This is a genomic window from Paenibacillus sp. P3E (assembly GCF_001909045.1).
In the GTDB taxonomy this organism is placed as follows: Bacteria; Bacillota; Bacilli; order Paenibacillales; family Paenibacillaceae; genus Paenibacillus_AQ; species Paenibacillus_AQ helianthi.
Genome location: NZ_LVWH01000169.1, coordinates 48,306 through 64,503, shown reverse-complemented (window position 1 = coordinate 64,503; position 16,198 = coordinate 48,306). Strand labels below are relative to the sequence as shown.

The window sequence follows — 16,198 nt, the reverse complement described above, 5'->3', positions numbered from 1 at the left end:
AGCCTAGGATGTAATCCAGCTGTTCTCCTTTTGAAGCAGAAAAACAAAAAACTTCACAGAAAATTGCTTATTTATAATAATTATAAAAAAGTAATGACTGTAATATTGACTTTAATTTTGTACGATGATACCATTTGGTCTATAGCAACAAGTATTCACCAACTCATCCAATCAAGAAAAGCATATTGCACTGGAAGTGGATTTCAACAATTGTTTTTCTTACATACTCAAAGGAGGATTTAAGCAATGGCAGAACGTTTGGTAGGTAAACCAGCCCCAGATTTTACAATGGAAACCGTAACGGGCGACGGTAAAGATTTCGGTAAGGTTAGCTTGTCCGACTATCGCGGCAAATGGCTTGTATTCTTCTTTTATCCGCTTGATTTCACCTTTGTATGTCCTACAGAAATCACAGCATTAAGCGATGCTGCAGCTGATTTCGCGGCACTTGATACCGAAATTCTTGGTGTAAGTATCGATTCGGTACACAGCCACAAGGCTTGGATCACTACACCTAAGGATTCGAACGGTCTTGGACCCATCAACTTTCCGCTGGCATCTGATATCACTAAGAAGGTTGCCAGTGATTATGGCATCCTGATTGAAGAAGAAGGGATCGCACTGCGCGGCTTGTTCATCATCGATCCTGACGGTGAACTGAAGTATCAGGTAGTTAACCACAATGATGTAGGCCGCAGTGTAGAAGAAACTCTCCGTGTTCTGCAAGCTTTGCAATCAGGCGGATTGTGCGCCATGAACTGGAAACCCGGCGACAAGAACCTGTAAGCAAGGGCTCAGTTAAGCACTGATCTTTGAGATATTTAGAAAAACCTCCTTGCGGGAGTAATTTCCGGCGAGGGGGTTTTTTGCACCAAATAGCCCATAGGCAACGGAACTCCCGTTTGAAAATGGGCGCAAAGGTTAATTTATAGCTTCAAGGCGAGGAATCTCCGCCGCCATTGTGTAATATAATATTAAATCAATGTAAATACCAAGGAGGGTGAACAAAAATGAGCTTTTGCTGTGGAGCGAGTATGGTTGGAACGAAGGGAACCCTAAAGCATTATCGCACGCAAGTCCATAATGTTCCCCTGCTTTTTTGCCCGGTCTGCCATCGGGTAGAGGTACATTATAAAGTTGAAAATGAATATGAAATCTTGGCCGAATATGCCCATGGAGACGGTGTCACAGATGTTGATTTCCAGGATTATGTGATGGAAGACGAGGAAGCTATTTTCGAGAATGTCATCAATGTAGAGAGTGAAGATCCGCTGCACATCGTGCGCAGCCAGATTGATATGGCCCTTGACCTGCTGGCCGTAGCCAAGCAGATCGAAGATACCAAATGGGAGCGGGAGCTTAAGAAACGTCTGGCTGTTATGAGTCAGCGGCGCCACCGCTTGCAGCAAAAAGCCTGAAAGAAACAGACTGTTTGTTGGAGCAGCCTGATATGTAGATCCAGAGCCTTCGCGATAGCGGGGGCTCTTTTTGCAGTCAGTTTAACTAAAAGAGGAGGGAAACTGGTTTCACAATAGGAATAAGTGTGTCTTTAGAATCATTTTAGGAATAATTTTGCAATTCGACAGTTTCTCTGATTGCGTTGTCTGCTTCTCTTGGATATGATTGGAATATAGTTGAAACGGTTGGATAATATAATACGATTTCCGAATGTTCTGGCGGCTTCGTCATATACTCATATACATAGTAATTTGATGTCGCTTAAGCGTCTTCGTCAAATGCAGTAAAAGGGGGAACTTCGTATCGTGATAAGCCAATATCAGGAAAGCTTGCTTCTGCCAGCAAGAACGTTTCAAACTGGGCCGATGACTACTACATATGAGGATGTACTCGAGCAAATGGACAGCGGAATCATGCTTTTTGATGAAGAAGGAGTACTAACATTTGTGAACAAGCAAATGTATGCTATTCTGGGACTGAGCAGACATTCGCTGTTGGGCTGCACTATGATTCATTTATTGTCTAATATCCAGATGAACCGGTTCAAGAAGAAACAGGTATTGCGCGGATATCGTGAAATCATGAAAAAAGGTAAGCCAAGCTATGAGTTTGTAGATGAATACGGCCGGTATTGGAAAGTAACTTTATGCAGTGGCGAACAAATGAAAGGCTGCTATCTGTTCACGTTCAAGGAAATCTCCGACTACAAGCTGATTGAGCAAACAGCATATCAGAACGACAGTCTGGTGATGCTGGGCAAATTGTCAGCTTCGATTGCTCATGAAATCCGTAATCCGCTTACAGCGATCCGCGGTTTTATACAATTACTTCATCCCCATCTTCATCAGCTGGGCAAGGAGGAATACGCCAAGATCATATTAGCGGAGATTGATCGGGCCAATGATATTATTCACGAATTTCTTATGTCCTCCAAACCTTCAGTGCCTCAGGTAGCCATGATTTCTGTGTCGGGGCTGCTTAAGGAAGTTGTCCTGCTTACCGAAAGTGAAGCATTAATGAAAGGCTGTGAGATCCAGCTTCAGCCGTTTCAGGAGGATATGATCATCTCCGGCGATATCAAACAGATGAAGCAGGTCGTTCTCAATATGATAAGAAATGCGATGGAAGCAATTACTGAAAAAGTGGATGACGCTATGGGCAGGATCGAGCTGGGGGCACGCAGGGAAGGTGCAGAGGTTCGTATCTTTATCTCTGATAATGGCAAAGGGATGGATATCTGCACCTTGGACAGGTTGTTCAATCCTTTTTTCACCACGAAGGAAAACGGGACTGGACTTGGTTTGTCCGTCAGTGACCGGATTATCAAGAACCATGGGGGATGCATTTCAGTCAGCAGCCGGCTTAACGAGGGCACGCGATTTGTCATTTCGCTGCCGCTGATTCAGTAATTCAATATCACATCTGTATATTTAGGTGAATTAGATTCATGAGAGGCTGATTCCTGCGCAGCAAGTCTGTGTAGGAATCAGCCTCGCTGTGTTATGGTGGAGGAAAACATCATTGGGCTATTGGCGAGGAGGGATTCTTATCGATATTCATTGGAGCAGCGGCAGTCCGTCAAAGTCACTACAGGGTGATGCCTTATGCATCGTTATATCTGAGGCTGAATGTGAAGGTGGCAATAAGGCTGCTGAATGGTCCAGACAAATAAGTATGCTGGCTAAAGCCGGATTATTCGCCGGCAAGCTGAACCAAACCTATGCTATCCCCGTAGAAGGAATGCCTGAGTTACCTGTTGTCATTCTGGCCGGAAGCGGAAGCGGCCTTCTTCAAGCAGAGGAACTTCGTCTTCTAGCTGCTCAAGCAGCTCGCGCTGCACTCAAGCTGAAGGCTGGCAGGCTTCTTATTCAGGTGCCTGACACCTTAAGTCTGCTGACTGCTATTGGAGCTGATGAGGCCAGCCAAGCGCTCGTGGAGGGTATTATTCTAGGTGGATACCTTCGGATGCATTACAAGCGGGAACAGCCAGTCTACACCGGTCTTGAGTCTGTTGTACTGCATATGGAACGGATAGCGGAGACCGTAGAGACTGATCAATGGATACAAGGGATTAAGCAGGGAAAGGCATTTGGTGAAGCGACCTGTTTGGCACGCCATCTTACCAATCTTCCGGGGAATCTGCTGACACCTTCAACACTTGCAAGGGCCGCGATAGAAATTGCTGAGCGGCACGGATTCCCTGCAGAAGTACTTGATGAACAGGAGATCGAACAAAAAGGTATGGGAGGCCTGCTTGCGGTCGGCAAAGGAAGCGTGCATCCACCACGGATGATCGTAATCCGTTACCAGGGGACTAACCAATGGGAGGATGTTACAGCAATTATCGGCAAAGGCGTTACGTTTGACACCGGTGGTATTTCCCTGAAAAGAGCGCCAGGCATGGAAGACATGATCAGCGATATGGGTGGAGCAGCAGCGGTGCTCGGGGTCATGGATGCGCTGGGCACGCTGCGTCCACGGATTAACGTGGTAATGGTTATTCCTTCCGCTGAGAACATGCCTGCACCAAATGCCTTCAAACCGGGAGATATCGTTACCTCCCTGAGCGGACGAACCATTGAAATATTAAATACCGATGCGGAAGGCCGAATTATACTGGCGGATGCACTTACCTATTCCCGGGAGTGGGGAGCAGAGCGGATTATCGATGTAGCGACCCTGACAGGTGCTGTACTATCGGTTCTGGGTGACCTTGCAACAGGTGCTGTAACCAATAACGAGGCAATGATGGAGGAATTAGAGAGGGCTTCGATTAGAGCTGGAGAGAGGATCTGGAAGCTGCCGGTGTATCCCGAGTTCCGGGAAATGCTGCGGAGCGAGGTGGCTGATATCCGCAATGCGGCCGGGAGATACGGCGGAGCCACAACGGCAGGATTGTTCATCGGCGAGTTCGCAGAGGGTCTGCCATGGATTCATCTGGACATTGCCGGAACGGCATTTCTGTCCAAGGAACGCGGAGTGAATCCTAAGGGAGCAACGGGGGTAATGGTGCGCACGCTTTTACAATATTTACTTCATTTAAGCCCCTGCGAAGAAGAACGTTCTAGAAATACAGTCGAAGGCTAGCCATTTCCAAATCGATTACAACCAAAAGCCGCGAGACCTCTATTTCAAGGTCTTGCGGCTTTTGGCAAAGATATAAGAATTCGCCTATTCTGCAGGGTAGCTATAATAACCTATAAGCGTTGTCCAATCTGTTCTAACGTTCCGGCTAGATGTTCTTTTTGGCTCTCATCTGGGAAGTTATCGATTGAATGCCATTCATGACCTTGTTACGCGCATCCTTGTTTCTGAGCAGGTAGGCTGCTCCAAGTGCTGCTGTAGTCCATAACGTCTTTTTGGTATTCATGTGTATTCCCTCCTTGGGTTGGTCTGGCTGTAATTGCTTATTAGTAACATACCCGCATCCCAGGGATCCTAAACGAATCTGCTTGCATTGGCTGGTCAAGCCTTGGCTGAATGTTTGGTATCTACAGGTCCTCCGCTGCAGGAGAAAGGAGAATCGGATGAAGCGGCTGCGCAGGTTTTGCTTTTATCACAGCCGGCGCAAGCGCCCTGTTTGCCCTTCTGTACGTGACGGTAGATCATCCAACCGGAGTAACCAAATACAAGCGCTACAATTAGTATATTAATAATCATTGCTGTTCCCCGCTTTCGCTTAAATTACTCTTGGTTAACCAGGCATTAAGACAATCCGAGTAAGCTGCCGCCTTGAAAAATGACCAGTGCAACAATATACGCCAGCGCAACAGAGTAGCCTATGGAGAAAAAGGTCCATTTCCATGAAGCTGTCTCTTTCTTAATTACCCCCACAGTAGCCAGACAAGGAGTGTAGAGCAGGATAAAGGCCATGAAGCTGACTGAGCTAAGCGGTGTGAACACCTGCGAGATTTGGCCTTCCAGTCCGGCGGCATCCGAGGCATGGTAGATAATATTCATGGTGGACACCACCACCTCTTTGGCCAGGAAACCTGGAACCAGGGTGGAACCGGCCTGCCATGTGCCAAATCCAAGCGGATGCAGCAGCGGCGCAATCATTCCGCCAAACTTAGCCAGGAAACTGTTGTCCATGTCCACATTCAGTCCGGAAGGACCGGCGTAGGACATCAGCCAGATGATAACTGAACCGGCGAGAATAATCGTACCGGCTTTGCGCAGAAACCCCTTACCTTTTTCCCACGTGCTGCGTCCAAGGGTCTTCATTTGCGGCATCCGGTAAGGAGGCAGCTCAATGATGAAAACGGAGGATTCATTTTTGAACAGATATTTTGAGAACAATTTGCACAAAATAAGTGCGAACACCACACCCAGCACATACATCGTGAGTACTACAGTGGCCTGTTGGGCAGGGAAGAATACTGCTGCGAACAGCAGATATACCGGCAGCCGGGCAGAACAGGACATAAGCGGCAGAAGGAGTGTGGTCAGCATGCGGTCTTTAGGCTGTTCGATACTGCGTGCAGCCATAATCGCAGGTACATTACAGCCGAATCCGATAATAAAAGGAATAAAGGCTTTACCGTTAAGGCCCATGCGCTCCATCGTACTGTCCATTAGCAGGCAGACACGAGCCATATAACCGGAGTCCTCAAGAAAAGAAATCATCAGGAACAGAATGAAAATCTGCGGGACGAATACTACTACGCCACCAACCCCGCCAATGATTCCGTCCACGATAAGCGCATGTGTAAATCCTGATGCACCAATCGTCTGAAGGAGTGAATTCGCTCCATCGCTGAGCGGGCCGGAAATAAAGCCATCCACCATATCAGACAAAGGACCGCCGATCCAGTCAAAGGTTGTCTTGAACATGGCGTACATGAAGATGATGAACAGAGGGAGGCCGAGGAAACGGTGAGTCAGGACAGCATCCAGCCGTTCGGTCAAATTATGCGGTTTGATAAGCGTAGTATCCATTGCAGCTGCACATAGAGAGCGGATAAAGTCCATACGCACTGAACGAATCCATTGAGGCAGCGTCAATGCCAGCTTGCGGCTCTGCAGTTCACTCTGACAGCTGTCGCAGATGGCCATAAGTCGTGAAGTATCTACGCGCTTTTTGAGCAGTTCTAGAACCACCGGATTCTGCTCCATTAATTGAAGTGCAATCCAGCGCAGATTCGGCAGACCCTGAATAGCCTGTAATTCTTTTTCAATAGAAGCGATGGCTTCCTCGGCCAATTCACCATAATCCAGTTTGAAGGTTACCCGGGGAATAGCCGAGGTTTTCTCCAGAACGCTAAGTACTTGTCCGCTGCCTTTGCCGGTTCTGGCAATCAGCGGGAGGACGGTAATACCAAGGCGTGATTGGAGCACTTCAGGATTGACCGAGATGCCGCGCGCTTTAGCCACATCCATCATGTTGAGTCCCAGGACAGTAGGTTTGCCGTATTCAAGCAATTGAAGTGTGAGTAGCAGGTTCCGTTCAAGCTGGGAGGCGTCAACGATATTAATGAGGGCTTCCGGGGATTCCTCGGTCAGATATTGCGTGGCCACACCCTCATCACGGGAGAGCGGGTGCAGTGAATATATGCCTGGAAGATCTATCAGCTTGCCGGCACCATTCTTCAGGCTTCCGACCTTTTTCTCTACCGTTACCCCCGCCCAGTTACCCACATATTCATAGGAAGAGGTCAATGTATTGAAAAGCGAAGTTTTACCAGTATTAGGATTCCCTACGAGTGCTATTGAACTCATGAGACATTCACCTCGATCATGGAGGCTTCCTTCCGGCGGATGGCGAATAGTTGACCGTTGCATTCCAAGGTAATGGGACCAAGAAAAGGCCCTTTTCCTTTCAGACGGATCATAACGCCTTCAGACACCCCGAGATCAGCCAAGCGGCGCCGCAAGATGGGATTCATTCCTTCAATTCTTTGGATGGAGCCCATGGAGCCCGGTTCTAAGCGCAGTAAGGAGCAGGATGTAGAAGCCATTTGTAATCCCCCTGAGAGAGATTGATAATCAATCTCAATTGTTTTCTTGTACTGTAGCATTTTAGGTGACATTTTACAGTGATATTTGTCATTGCGCAACCCCGGTAATAAGGGTTATGTGGATAATCTGAAATTTTCTTTACAATTGTTTCTTCGCTCAGTATGATTGAACGATAATAACTGCACAGGAAGTCTGTCCTGGCGGGAAAATGAAGGTTATAGTTGAAGGGAGAAACACAATGGTCAAGAGTAATCAGAGCAAAATTGTCGACTGCACCATCCGTGATGGAGGGCTGGTAAATAATTGGGATTTCAGTGTTGAATTTGTTCAAAATCTGTATGCCGGTCTGAATGAAGCCGGTGTTGATTATATGGAAATCGGGTATAAGAATTCGCCCAAGCTGCTTAAGGGAGCTGAGGGGGCTGGGCCTTGGCGTTTTTTGAATGATGATTTTCTTAGAAAAGTTATCCCGCAGAAGGGCCATACCAAGCTCTCTGCACTTGTGGATATTGGGCGGGTGGACGAGAATGATATTTTACCCCGCAGTGAAAGTATGCTGGATCTGATCCGTGTAGCCTGCTACAGCAAAGATGTGGACAAGGCCCTGCAGCTGGTGCAAACGTTCCATGATCTAGGTTATGAGACTACCATTAATATTATGGCTTTGTCGAATGTTATGGAGAACGAATTGCTGGAGGCTTTTGAACAGATTCGCGAGAGTGTTGTAGATGTTGTGTATATTGTAGATTCATACGGAAGCCTTGACCATAAAGACGTTCATTATCTGGTGGAGAAGTTCCAGACTCATCTGCCAAATAAGCGTTTGGGCGTACATACCCATAATAATCTGCAGTTGGCTTTCTCTAATACACTAGTAGCTGCCGACAAGGGTGTAGAACTGCTGGATGCTTCCTGCTACGGGATGGGACGTGCTGCGGGCAACTGCCCAACCGAACTGCTGGTTACCCATTTGAAGAATACGAAATACACGCTCCGTCCTGTAATCGATATTGTTGAACGACTGATGATTCCTCTTCGTGAGAAGGAAGAATGGGGTTATATCATTCCGTACATGATTACGGGAACACTGGATGAGCATCCGCGTTCTGCAATGGCATTGCGTGCATCTGAACAGAAAGACAAAGCCGTTGAATTCTATGACAAGCTGACCACGCCTGAAGTGAATTTTGGAGATAAATAAAGGCTTCATAAGGAGCACTGAACTCTTCAACAGGGGGAAGTGCTTTTTTATTTGTTTTATTTGTTTTATAAGAAGCTGAATGTAACTTTAAGGAGCTATCAAACCGATATTTATACATAGGACATAAATATATCCATTCACTTATTATAGATATCAATTTCAGACGCGAGGGACCTATGAGACAAGAAGAGAAAAAGACCATTCATGCGGCGATTATAGGGGCCGTACTGTTCCTTCTGATTCAAATTTTTCGGACGCCGCTTGGGAATATAGAAGATAAAGATATGCTGTCTGCACTCTATCTTATCATTGGCTGCTGCAATGTGGCCTTCGCATTTGCGATTTTTGCCCAGGGCTGGCTGTTCTTTGCTAACCGGCTATCCAAAGCAAGACTGCACACTTCTGCTCTTTTTTTGGGTGTCTGCATTTTAGACTTTTTGCATACGCTAAGCTTTGCAGGCATTCCTGCAATATCTTCCTATATAAATGCAGAACAATCCCTATGGTTGCTCACCTTTTCCCGTTTAGCCAGTGCGCTGGGGATTTTATTCATTTTCAGCAGGGCAGATAAGCCGGTAGCAGTTGAAGATAAGCATAAGGTATTCCGGGTTTCCTTTGTGATGATCCTGGTGGCTTTGGCTGTATTTATTTTTGGCTACATGCTGACTCCGTGGATATCGGGTTATTCATGGGTCTCAGGACTGCAGCATTTAACGGATTTGGTTGTTCTTTTTGTATACCTGCTTGCGGTGGTGCTTATTGTATACCCTGGCAAAGCAGACAAGTCGGCTTCCATTCTGATTATTATCCGCTCATTGATCTTTTTTGCTCTCGGACAGGTATTCTTTATGAATCCGCTGAGCGTAGGGAAAATGGATTACTTGTTTGGCATGCTTAGCAGTGGAGTCGCCTATTACCTTCTGTTGAAGGGAGTATACCGGCTTACGATCGAAGAGCCTTTTCAAGAAAATGAGCAGGCTGAAGCCCGGATTAACTATTTGGCATACCACGATGACCTGACAGGACTGCCGAATAGACGCCGCCTTATGCAGCGAATGGAAGAAATCGTGATTCAAGGTGAACGGGATAAAAGCCGCGGATTCGCTGCACTAGTGATTATGAATATTAACCATTTTAAGAATATCAACGACTCTCTCGGCCATTATGCCGGGGATCTTTTGCTTCAACTGGTCTCGAAGCGCATTGGAAATGATGTGAAGTTGAATGAAGAGCTGTACAGCATGGGAGCGGATGAATTTGCTTTTCTGATGTACGACCGGACTGGCGTAGAGAATTGCCTGATTCGGGCGGGTGAACTTTTGAAGCTATTCGAAACGCCTGTACAGCTGGAGTCAGGAGAATACCATATTTCACTCAGTCTGGGCATGAGTATTTACCCTGGTGACGGAGATACGGCAGAACAGCTGATTCAGAATGCAGATACTGCTGTGCACAATGCCAAGGACCAGGGGGTTGAAATCCGCCGGTACATACCTGCTATGCAGATGAAAGCGAAGGAACGTCTGAAGCTGGAGAATGATCTGCGCCGGGCACTGGAGCGGGACGAGTTCTACTTGGTATATCAACCGCAAGTTCAGCTCGATTCGGAAGAAATTGTGGGCATGGAAGCACTGCTGCGATGGGATCATCCGAAGCGGGGACTGGTATCTCCAGTGGACTTTATTCCTATTGCCGAAGAGAGTGGACTGATTGTTCCAATCGGGGAATGGGTTCTAAAAACAGCATGCCTGCAGAATAAAAGCTGGCAGAACGCCGGATACCGGCCGATTTGTGTCTCGATTAACCTGTCCATGCGCCAATTTTTGCAGCCGAATCTGGCGGGTAAAATCGATGCCATTCTAAAGGACATCGGGCTCGACCCGTGTTATGTTGATCTGGAGATTACAGAGAGTATGACATTAGACAAAGAAACTGCATTCGATCAATTGAACCGCTTGAAGAGACTTGGAGTTTTTATCAGTATTGATGATTTCGGGACCGGATACAGTTCCTTGCATTATCTGAAGGATATGCCGATTGACCGGCTGAAGATCGACCGATCCTTCGTGTCAGAAGTTATGGAGGACAGTAACAATGCAGCTATTGTATCGACTATAACGTCTATGGCTCATCACTTAAAACTGAAAGTAACAGCGGAAGGTGTGGAGAATAAGGAGCAGCTGCAATTCTTACGCCAGCAGCATTGCCATGAGGCACAAGGTTATCTGTTCAGCAAACCGGTTAAGGCTGCCGAATTCGAAATGTTTTTTCTAAAGTCCTCACTGGGAATGCCCTCTTAACAAGTAAACGAATCCGAAGGGTTGCATTTTATTCTTGGGAATGATACAATATCTTTTGTCTTCACTACCCAATGCGGGTGTAGTTCAATGGTAGAACTTCAGCCTTCCAAGCTGATAGCGTGGGTTCGATTCCCATCACCCGCTCCAACTTTTAAACTCCGAAATCCTTGTTATGCAAGGGTTTTTTATTTGCGTATTTTTCGGTAAACGTTTGTCTGCTTCATACCGGTAGAGCGGGAAATAGGGCACATCAAAATAGAAAGCCAGGGTCTCCGCGAAATGCTGGAAACCCTGGCTTTTAGCATACCGGCTGGGCGCGCTTAGACGGTCTTCAGGAATTCGACAATGGTCAGCAGGCCTTTATCGAAGTTCTCGAGGTTGAAGTGCTCATCCGGAGCGTGGAGGTTCTCGTCATCCAGACCAAAACCCATCAGCACTACCGGTGCTTTTAGAATGCGTGAGAAGCTTTCCATGATCGGTATAGACCCGCCGTCTTTGGTGAAGAGAGCGCGGGTGCCGTATACTTTGCCGTAGGCATCAGCCGCCGTCTGCAGGATTGAATGGGAAGGGTCAATGTTGAAGGCGCGGGCTTTCTCCATTTGCTTCACCTGGACCTTCGCCCCCGCCTGGATATTGGCAATAAGGTGAGCTTCGACAGCATCCAGAATATGCTGGGGGTCCTGGTTACCGACAAGGCGGCAGGTGATTTTGGCGTGGGCTTCTTTAGGGATAACGGTCTTGCTGCCTTCACCCTGGAATCCGCCGTAGATACCGTTCAGTTCAAGCGTTGGCCGGGCACCAACCCGCTCCACGAAGCTAAAGCCCTCTTCGCCATACAACTGCTCCAGGCCAAGACTTGCTCTGATTTTGTCTTCATCAACGCCTTGCTTGGCGAATTCTTCACGCAGCAGCGGAGATAGCTCAGGGACACCCTCATAGAAGCCCTCAACGGCGACACGGCCCTTGTCATCATGGAGCGAGCTTAATAAAGAGACCAGCGCATGAAGCGCATTCGGTACACCGCCGCCGTATGAACCGGAGTGAAGATCGGTCAATGCTGTGTTTACGGTGACTTCCAGCGAGCAGAGGCCGCGAAGGCCGGTGCAGATGGCAGGGCGTCCGCGTTCCAGCAGGGAGGTATCAGAGACCAGCACGGCATCCGCTGCCAGCTTGTCCTTACTGGCTTCCAGGAAAGGCGGCAGATTGACGCTGCCGATCTCTTCTTCACCTTCAATACACAGCTTGATATTGACCGGGAGGGTGCCTTCCTGCTTCAGGATGGCTTCAATGGCTTTGATGTGCATGAATACCTGGCCTTTATCATCGGTTGCTCCGCGCGCGTACAGCTTACCGTCACGGATTTCCGGTTCAAATGGCGGTGTGGTCCATAGGTTAAGCGGATCGACCGGCTGCACATCATAGTGGCCGTAGACCAGAATAGTTGGTTTGCCGGGGGCATGAAGATAATCAGCATAGATCACAGGGTGGCCCGCAGTGGGATGAAGCTCAAGATTCTCCAGCCCGGCGCGCTTTAGTGTGTCCAGAAGCCAGTGTGCTGCGGACAATACATCATCCTTGTGGGTAGAGAGAGCCGAAATGCTGGGGATTGTCAGCCATTCTTTCAATTCGGCAAGCTGAGCTTCACGCTCAGTCTGAAAATAAGCTTCGTAAGACATAGTGTATATGTACCTCCTTGGAGTTTCGCTGCGCAAAACAGGCAGTGCAAGCCCTGAACTTGAAGCTCAAGGTAATGCACCGCAGGCTTTTTTTGGCAGTGTAATGCCTCCATTATACTGGAGAACTCACGATGGATCAAAGGAATCGGAAATCCCTACCAGAGGATGGTTGCGGGAGTAACACCTTAAGGAAAAGTATCTTCGGCTTGAGTCTTATTTGTGTATAAGTCATACCAGGCATCGGCAATAAGACCCGGATCGGAAGCGGTGCCGGGCTTGATAAATGCGCCTATGGCCAGGTGCGCTACATAGATTCCCTTTGGAGCAAAGCGACTTGAAAACCGTTTGTACCAAATTTCTTGGCAATGGACAGACCGAGTCCTGGCCCTGCACCTACGATCACTATTGTTTTGGGCATTCTTTATCAGTTCCCTTCAGGTTGTTGATTACTTTCAGTAACCATGATAGACTGAATGAGCTTAAGCGGCAAGAAGGCACAATTACTTGCTTAAGTTACATGGAGGTAACCATTTTGGACCATACAATGAGTCATCGGCTGGAGGATATCCGGCAGCTGCCAATGCTGGAAAATTGCACGATTACACGGCAGATTCTAGACCGGGTTGGGGATAAATGGAGTGTGCTGATCATTGTCAATCTGGGGGTTGAATCCTTACGGTTCAAAGAGCTTCAGCGGCGATCCGGCGGTATCTCCCAGCGCATGCTGACGCAGACGCTCCGCCATTTGGAGCGGGATGGACTGGTCTGGCGCAAAGCAACCCCTACGGTACCTTTAACCGTTGAATACGGACTTACGAAGCTTGGGGAATCCCTGCTGCAGCCACTAGCCTCATTGGTGGAATGGGTGAACGGGAATCGTGGAGAAATAGCTAAAGCACGCAGCGGCTACGACAGTGATCATCAAGATACGGAATTGGCGGGTTATCCCGCTGTAGAATAGGCAGAACCTGCGCATGACGCGGAAACGATAGGAGCGGAATAAGAGAGTGTCAGTGAATTCAAATACAAGAACTTACATCTATACCTACGCCTGTACAGGGGATGAAGAGTCCTTATGTGGCATGGAGCTGCGGTGTCTATTTGGCCGGGAGATTCCGGCAGCAATTTTTGAGAGCGGGATTCGAGTTGATGTCAGCCGCAGCCCGTTTATCAAGGAACGAATTGATGTCATGTATGCCGGAGACAGCCTGGCGGAGATCTATAGTCAGACCGAGCAGGTAGAAGTGCAAGGGCAGTCATTCAAGGTGATTTTTGTGAAGACAAATGATTTGTCCCCGGCGGAAAAAATAGAGTATGATGAACGCAGAGTGATCGAGCGGGAAATCGGCCTGCGAATCGAGGGGGAAGCGGATGTCAATCACCCGCAGCTGGTGTATGGTATTGTGACGCTGGGCGGACGCTGGTACTTCGGAGCCTATCATAAGAATAAGGCAACGTGGTTCCGTCAGATGAAAAAACCGCGCAGCTACTCGATTGCCCTAAGCACGCGTGTAGCGCGGGCGGCTGTCAATATGGCAATTCCTCATCCTGCCGGTGTACGGGCTATAGACCCTTGCTGCGGTATTGGCACAGTAATGGTAGAGGCGCTGTCAATGGGCATTGATATCGTTGGGCGTGACATTAATCCTCAAATTGTTGCCGGTGCACGCACAAATATCGCCCATTTCGGGTTCAGCAGCACTGTTACGCTGGGAGATATCGCGGACATTGAAGATCATTATGATGTAGCGATTGTAGATATGCCCTACAACTTATATTCGCGGATTACACCAGAAGAGCAGCTTGCGATCCTGGTCCATACCCGCCGAATTGCTGACCGGGTTGTCATTGTCGCCATTGAAGCGGTGGACGAGATGATAGCTGATGCAGGCTTCACTATTATCGACCGTTGCATAGCGAAGAAAGGTGCGTTCTCCCGGCATTTGATGCTTTGTGAATAAATGGTGATTTTATGCCGATATCTACTGGAGGCGGTGCGGTTATGGAACAGAAATGGTTAACCTGGGCCAAGGAGATACAGGCGATTGCCCAGACTGGACTTACATATGCCAAGGATGTCTATGATATTGAACGTTATCAGGCCTTGCGGGAACTGAGCGTGGATATTCTCGCGAACTACACCTATGAAGGCAAGGAGAAGATCAGACTCGCTTTTGCCAGTGAAGAGGGCTATGCTACACCTAAAGTTGATGTGCGCGGCGTGATTTTCCGTGAGGATAAGATTCTGATGGTCCGTGAAAAGCTGGACAGCAACTGGGCACTTCCCGGCGGCTGGGCTGATATCGGACTTTCACCAAGTGAAGTCGTGGTCAAGGAAATTGCGGAGGAGTCAGGCTTCAAGGCTGAAGCAGTGCGTCTGCTGGCAGTGCTGGACAAGAAGTTCCATCATCATCCCCCTGAGCCGTACCACGTCTACAAAATGTTTATCCTCTGCCGGATTACGGGCGGTGAAGCGGCTGAAGGCGTGGAGACAAGCGGTGTGGCCTTTTTTGGCGAGGACGAGCTGCCGGAGCTGTCGGAAGAACGGAATACAAAGGAACAGCTGCGAACGATGTTTCAATTTTTGCGGAATCCCGAAAAACCGGTCATTTTGGACTAGAACTATGCATATGATATATGAATAATTAAAATATAAGTTTTAATGGAGTCAAAAACTGGTTAATGATAATTATGTAAGCCTTTGCAAAACCAATCCGCTGAGCCTTTATATCTAAAAAATCACCGATAATTTTACTTTTTGGGCCAGGCGGTCTACATTTTTTCCTCTACTGTGACGATAGATATTTTAGGAGGGGATCGCATGGAACAAGAAGAATTGAGACTTCCGCTTGCGCAGGAGAGCATGACACGTCCTGCAGAAGGCAACATTGCCAATGGCTTGGTATGGGGCATCCTCATCAGCATTCCTTTATGGATTTCAGTTATAGGCTGGGTTATGGGTTTTTTGCACTAGAGCTTACAGCAGGGCTACTACTTCTAACAAATTGAAACTATACAATGAAGGCTGCCTCTTCGTGAAGAAGAAGCAGCCTTTTTGATATATAATTTATTTGTTTCACACAATAAATTATCCGTTCACTAGATTCGCCGATTGTATTTATTTGCGGAAGGCCAGTTCGAAATTCTCGCAGACTATCCGCATATCTGGATTAAAGGTCATACCATAAGCCTTCATCTCTCTAGTAAAATACGCTTCATGATGAAACCGCCATGATTCCAGGGTTCGGTCATCTTCCCCCTCGGAATAGGCAAATTCCGCAGTCACTTCGTGAAAGGGGATAATTTCACATTTTGTGGTTGTGATTATTCCGCGCGGGGCACCTTGGCTGTCCAGCAGGATAGAATGCCCGCCAATAAAAGGCAAAGGCAGTCCGCGTACCTCATTCAACTCATAATTCATGGCCGTTCCGGTCTTGACTCCCCTCAGCACTAGTGCAAGCAGCTCATCAGCCAGCCGGGCATTGTCCCCAAATGACCAGGCACTGTCGTACAACGCTGCCGCTTCAGGATACTCCTCCAGATAAGCATTCCAGTATTCAGTGATTATAGGGTTTTCCTTCACGTTCTTCACCACGTTCTCTCTA

General features: G+C 47.8%; 17 protein-coding genes and 1 tRNA gene. 12 read left to right on the top strand and 6 right to left on the bottom strand.

Features of this window, described 5'->3' with window-relative positions; all coding sequences use genetic code 11:
• The 5 genes from A3842_RS32955 to A3842_RS16935 form a co-directional block, all read left to right on the top strand.
• Positions 1–243, top strand: a 243-nt coding sequence (locus A3842_RS32955; RefSeq protein WP_218618687.1) for a hypothetical protein, incomplete at its 5' end; no start/stop codon positions are given.
• 3 nt (positions 244–246) lie between these two features.
• Positions 247–786 carry a peroxiredoxin gene (locus A3842_RS16950; RefSeq protein ID WP_074102158.1) on the top strand — a complete coding sequence of 180 codons (540 nt, stop codon included), beginning with the start codon at positions 247–249 and terminating at the stop codon, positions 784–786.
• A gap of 224 nt (positions 787–1,010) precedes the next feature.
• On the top strand, positions 1,011–1,418 hold the full coding sequence (locus tag A3842_RS16945; RefSeq protein WP_074085833.1) for a hypothetical protein: 408 nt from the start codon (positions 1,011–1,013) through the stop codon (positions 1,416–1,418).
• Positions 1,419–1,763: 345 nt separating this feature from the next.
• Entirely contained in the window at positions 1,764–2,867 is a 1,104-nt protein-coding gene (locus A3842_RS16940; protein ID WP_074102157.1) for an ATP-binding protein, read from the top strand.
• Positions 2,868–2,979: 112 nt separating this feature from the next.
• Complete coding sequence (locus A3842_RS16935; RefSeq protein WP_256701736.1) at positions 2,980–4,545, top strand: leucyl aminopeptidase; 1,566 nt, start codon at positions 2,980–2,982, stop codon at positions 4,543–4,545.
• Positions 4,546–4,690: 145 nt separating this feature from the next.
• Here the strand turns inward: A3842_RS16935 and A3842_RS32585 are convergent, their stop codons facing one another.
• From A3842_RS32585 to A3842_RS16920, 4 genes are all read right to left on the bottom strand, one after another.
• Positions 4,691–4,828, bottom strand: coding sequence for a hypothetical protein (locus A3842_RS32585; protein ID WP_167374757.1), 138 nt, complete (start codon positions 4,826–4,828; stop codon positions 4,691–4,693).
• Between the two features lie 95 nt (positions 4,829–4,923).
• On the bottom strand, positions 4,924–5,118 hold the full coding sequence (locus tag A3842_RS16930; protein ID WP_074085831.1) for a FeoB-associated Cys-rich membrane protein: 195 nt from the start codon (positions 5,116–5,118) through the stop codon (positions 4,924–4,926).
• 45 nt (positions 5,119–5,163) lie between these two features.
• Entirely contained in the window at positions 5,164–7,176 is a 2,013-nt protein-coding gene (gene feoB / locus A3842_RS16925) for a ferrous iron transport protein B (protein WP_074102156.1), read from the bottom strand.
• Complete coding sequence (locus tag A3842_RS16920; protein ID WP_074085829.1) at positions 7,173–7,415, bottom strand: FeoA family protein; 243 nt, start codon at positions 7,413–7,415, stop codon at positions 7,173–7,175. Before A3842_RS16920 ends, feoB begins: the two co-directional genes overlap by 4 nt.
• Positions 7,416–7,654: 239 nt before the next feature.
• Between A3842_RS16920 and A3842_RS16915 the strand changes: the two genes are divergently transcribed.
• From A3842_RS16915 to A3842_RS16905, 3 genes are all read left to right on the top strand, one after another.
• Positions 7,655–8,617: an aldolase catalytic domain-containing protein gene (locus tag A3842_RS16915; RefSeq protein WP_074085828.1), complete on the top strand. Its 963-nt coding sequence runs from the start codon at positions 7,655–7,657 to the stop codon at positions 8,615–8,617.
• A gap of 176 nt (positions 8,618–8,793) precedes the next feature.
• A complete protein-coding gene (locus A3842_RS16910; RefSeq protein ID WP_074102155.1) occupies positions 8,794–10,917 on the top strand; it encodes a putative bifunctional diguanylate cyclase/phosphodiesterase in 2,124 nt (707 codons plus the stop codon).
• Positions 10,918–10,990: 73 nt separating this feature from the next.
• Positions 10,991–11,064: transfer RNA gene (locus A3842_RS16905), tRNA-Gly, on the top strand.
• 173 nt (positions 11,065–11,237) lie between these two features.
• Here A3842_RS16905 and A3842_RS16900 read toward each other — a convergent pair.
• The gene (locus tag A3842_RS16900) at positions 11,238–12,593 is read right to left on the bottom strand and encodes a dipeptidase (RefSeq protein ID WP_074085826.1); all 1,356 of its coding nucleotides are present in this window, start codon (positions 12,591–12,593) and stop codon (positions 11,238–11,240) included.
• Positions 12,594–13,110: 517 nt separating this feature from the next.
• Between A3842_RS16900 and A3842_RS16895 the strand changes: the two genes are divergently transcribed.
• The 4 genes from A3842_RS16895 (at position 13,111) to A3842_RS32580 (ending at position 15,567) form a co-directional block, all read left to right on the top strand.
• Positions 13,111–13,554 carry a winged helix-turn-helix transcriptional regulator gene (locus tag A3842_RS16895; protein ID WP_256701735.1) on the top strand — a complete coding sequence of 148 codons (444 nt, stop codon included), beginning with the start codon at positions 13,111–13,113 and terminating at the stop codon, positions 13,552–13,554.
• Between the two features lie 46 nt (positions 13,555–13,600).
• Complete coding sequence (locus tag A3842_RS16890) at positions 13,601–14,554, top strand: TRM11 family SAM-dependent methyltransferase (RefSeq protein WP_074102154.1); 954 nt, start codon at positions 13,601–13,603, stop codon at positions 14,552–14,554.
• Positions 14,555–14,595: 41 nt separating this feature from the next.
• Entirely contained in the window at positions 14,596–15,213 is a 618-nt protein-coding gene (locus A3842_RS16885; RefSeq protein WP_074085823.1) for an NUDIX hydrolase, read from the top strand.
• A 201-nt stretch (positions 15,214–15,414) separates the two neighbouring features.
• A complete protein-coding gene (locus tag A3842_RS32580; RefSeq protein ID WP_167374755.1) occupies positions 15,415–15,567 on the top strand; it encodes a hypothetical protein in 153 nt (50 codons plus the stop codon).
• Positions 15,568–15,711: 144 nt separating this feature from the next.
• On the opposite strand, the gene A3842_RS16880 is transcribed toward A3842_RS32580, so the two are convergent.
• Entirely contained in the window at positions 15,712–16,176 is a 465-nt protein-coding gene (locus tag A3842_RS16880; protein ID WP_074102162.1) for an ASCH domain-containing protein, read from the bottom strand.
• Positions 16,177–16,198: the final 22 nt, after the last annotated feature.

Bases quoted from the DNA above. Each gene is read 5' to 3' on its own strand.
- A3842_RS16950 (WP_074102158.1), top strand. From the start codon at position 247: ATGGCAGAACGTTTGGTAGGTAAACCAGCCCCAGATTTTACAATGGAA.
- A3842_RS16945 (WP_074085833.1), top strand. From the start codon at position 1,011: ATGAGCTTTTGCTGTGGAGCGAGTATGGTTGGAACGAAGGGAACCCTA.
- A3842_RS32585 (WP_167374757.1), bottom strand. From the start codon at position 4,828: ATGAATACCAAAAAGACGTTATGGACTACAGCAGCACTTGGAGCAGCC.
- A3842_RS16930 (WP_074085831.1), bottom strand. From the start codon at position 5,118: ATGATTATTAATATACTAATTGTAGCGCTTGTATTTGGTTACTCCGGT.
- feoB (WP_074102156.1), bottom strand. From the start codon at position 7,176: ATGAGTTCAATAGCACTCGTAGGGAATCCTAATACTGGTAAAACTTCG.
- A3842_RS16920 (WP_074085829.1), bottom strand. From the start codon at position 7,415: ATGGCTTCTACATCCTGCTCCTTACTGCGCTTAGAACCGGGCTCCATG.
- A3842_RS16915 (WP_074085828.1), top strand. From the start codon at position 7,655: ATGGTCAAGAGTAATCAGAGCAAAATTGTCGACTGCACCATCCGTGAT.
- A3842_RS16910 (WP_074102155.1), top strand. From the start codon at position 8,794: ATGAGACAAGAAGAGAAAAAGACCATTCATGCGGCGATTATAGGGGCC.
- A3842_RS16900 (WP_074085826.1), bottom strand. From the start codon at position 12,593: ATGTCTTACGAAGCTTATTTTCAGACTGAGCGTGAAGCTCAGCTTGCC.
- A3842_RS16895 (WP_256701735.1), top strand. From the start codon at position 13,111: ATGGAGGTAACCATTTTGGACCATACAATGAGTCATCGGCTGGAGGAT.
- A3842_RS16885 (WP_074085823.1), top strand. From the start codon at position 14,596: ATGGAACAGAAATGGTTAACCTGGGCCAAGGAGATACAGGCGATTGCC.
- A3842_RS32580 (WP_167374755.1), top strand. From the start codon at position 15,415: ATGGAACAAGAAGAATTGAGACTTCCGCTTGCGCAGGAGAGCATGACA.